The 2,411-nt window shown below is 43.9% G+C and carries 2 protein-coding genes; both read right to left on the bottom strand.

The window, feature by feature from the left end:
- Positions 1 to 94: 94 nt before the first annotated feature.
- On the bottom strand, positions 95 to 1,144 hold the full coding sequence (locus A3849_RS31035; RefSeq protein ID WP_074114898.1) for an NAD(P)-dependent alcohol dehydrogenase: 1,050 nt from the start codon (positions 1,142 to 1,144) through the stop codon (positions 95 to 97).
- Complete coding sequence (locus tag A3849_RS31040; RefSeq protein WP_074114899.1) at positions 1,141 to 2,298, bottom strand: MFS transporter; 1,158 nt, start codon at positions 2,296 to 2,298, stop codon at positions 1,141 to 1,143. Before A3849_RS31040 ends, A3849_RS31035 begins: the two co-directional genes overlap by 4 nt.
- Between the last annotated feature and the right edge of the window lie 113 nt (positions 2,299 to 2,411).

Raw genomic sequence — 2,411 nt, forward strand, 5'->3', positions numbered from 1 at the left:
GTTATAAAGAAAGAATCTGCTATTTCCGTAGCAGATTCTCTCTTTATAATCTTATATTAAAATAATGGCAGCATCGCTAAGTCCGCTTTCGTGATTATTCATTCTCCATCGTGCTGATGTCGATTACAAACCGGTAGCGGACATCGGATGCCAGAACGCGTTCCCAAGCCTCATCGATCTGATTGGCGGAAATCGTCTCAATTTCAGGAGCAATGTGGTGTTCCGCGCAAAAATCAAGCATTTCCTGTGTTTCACGGATACCGCCAATCATGGAACCGGCAAACGAACGGCGATGACCGATAAGTGAGAATACGTTAACTGGCAATGGCTCCGCTGGAGCTCCAACATTGACAAGAGTACCATCCAGTGCCAATAACGAAAGGTAGGAACTAATCTCAATCTTAGCACTTACAGTATTCACAATGAGGTCGAACGAGCCAGCCAATTCAGCAAAGGTTCCCGGATCGCTCGTGGCATAATAATGTTGCGCGCCAAGCTTCAAACCGTCTTCCTTCTTCTTTAATGATTGGGATAACACAGTCACTTCTGCCCCCATGGCATGCGCGATCTTTACAGCTAAGTGTCCAAGCCCTCCAAGTCCAACTACAGCTACCTTTTTGCCTGGCCCTGCTCCCCAATGACGCAGTGGCGAGTACGTCGTGATGCCCGCACACAACAACGGAGCTGCAGCATCCAGCTCAATACCGTCGGGAATTCGAACCACGAAATCTTCCGTTACGACAATATGAGTGGAATAACCCCCCTGTGTAAATTGTCCGTACCTGTCGATAGCCCCGTAAGTACCTGTCATTCCGCCCAGACAATACTGCTCCTCCCCTTTATGGCAGTTATCACATTCTCTGCAGGAATCAACCATACAGCCAACCCCGACACGGTCACCAACCGCATATTTTTTAACTTCTGAACCTATCTGTGTAACAATCCCGGCGATCTCGTGCCCAGGAACAAGGGGATACTCAACCGGTCCCCACTCGCCACGAGCTGTGTGAATATCAGAATGGCAGATACCTGCGAACTTAATCTCTATCAGGACATCATGCGGCTCTAGATCCCTGCGCTCTATCGTGGTTAGTTTGAATGGTCCTCCTGGACTGAATGTAGCACGTGCATTAACCTTATTCATAAATACCCTCCTGCAAAGTAGTTTCTAAGTGAAATGGCTACAACACTCAATATCAAGGACAGGATTCCCACCCATACGACATATTGAGTACCCATACTAGATATAAACAATCCACCTACAGCTGCACCAGCTGTTGTTCCTAGGTTGGCAGATGTTAAGAACAATCCATTAGCAAAGTCAGGGGCTTCTGGAGCAGCAGAACTAATCCAATATTGATTGATATTCCCCCCGATTCCTGCCAACACCCCCCATATTGCAGTGAGAACAGCCATTGGTACACTGAACTGACCGACCAGGAACAAAATAATATAAACGGTTCCTAAAGCAAAGGGGAAAGCTATGATTGATTTGTTCGCATTATTCGCAAGTAATCTCCCTGCTGCGACGTTCCCGATAATATTGGCTCCGCCGAATAGAATTAACATTATGCTGATTGAATTTGCAGACATATTTGTAACCGTCTTAAGATATTCAGCAAGATAGCTATACACACCAAATACGGCTGAGTTCAATAAAATAACAGCTATAATAGAAAACCAAACGATTGATTTCTTTAATATTCTGACTTGAGATCCGTAAGTAAGTCTTTGTTGAACAGGTAAAGATGGTACCAATAATAGTGTTGCGATAAATACAATAGCATTAATAAGTGCAAAGAACGCCAGTGCCATTTCAATGGAAGCGGAGTTAGCAATGAAACTTACAATGGGTACACCAGCTACCATACCTGCAGATACACCAATAAAAACTTTAGAAACAGCTTTTGGGGCATCTTTGATGTCAACAGAGTCTGCAGCTACTGTAAATGCCAATGAACAATATATCGGATGAAAAAAAGCTGGAATTATTCTGGCAATCAATGCAATGGTGAAGTTAGTTGTAAATATGGATACGATGTTCCCAAGCAGAAAAACGCCAAGCACAAGCAGCATGACCTGCTTCCGGTTGATCCCCGAAAACAATAACGGCATTGTTGGACCAGAAACAGCAACGGCCAGGGCAAAAAAACTCACCAGCCACCCTGCCTTGGATACACTCACACTAAAGTGGGCAGCAAGGGAAGGCAATATCCCTATAACCCCCATCTCAGTATTTATGATACCGAATACACCTAAGGTTAATATAAAAACCAGCATTTTATTTGGTTTAGCCAAAAAAACACTCCTAGCTTAAGTTATTTCGTTGTGCCAATCATGATCGCCTCCCCCTTTCATTTTTTTGCATAATCGAAATAGTTTGTTTAATCAACTCATGTCCATTATTATAT

The sequence above is a fragment of the Paenibacillus sp. P46E genome, assembly GCF_001909095.1.
Classification (GTDB): Bacteria; Bacillota; Bacilli; order Paenibacillales; family Paenibacillaceae; genus Paenibacillus_AQ; species Paenibacillus_AQ helianthi.

Bases quoted from the DNA above. Each gene is read 5' to 3' on its own strand.
- A3849_RS31035 (WP_074114898.1), bottom strand. From the start codon at position 1,144: ATGAATAAGGTTAATGCACGTGCTACATTCAGTCCAGGAGGACCATTC.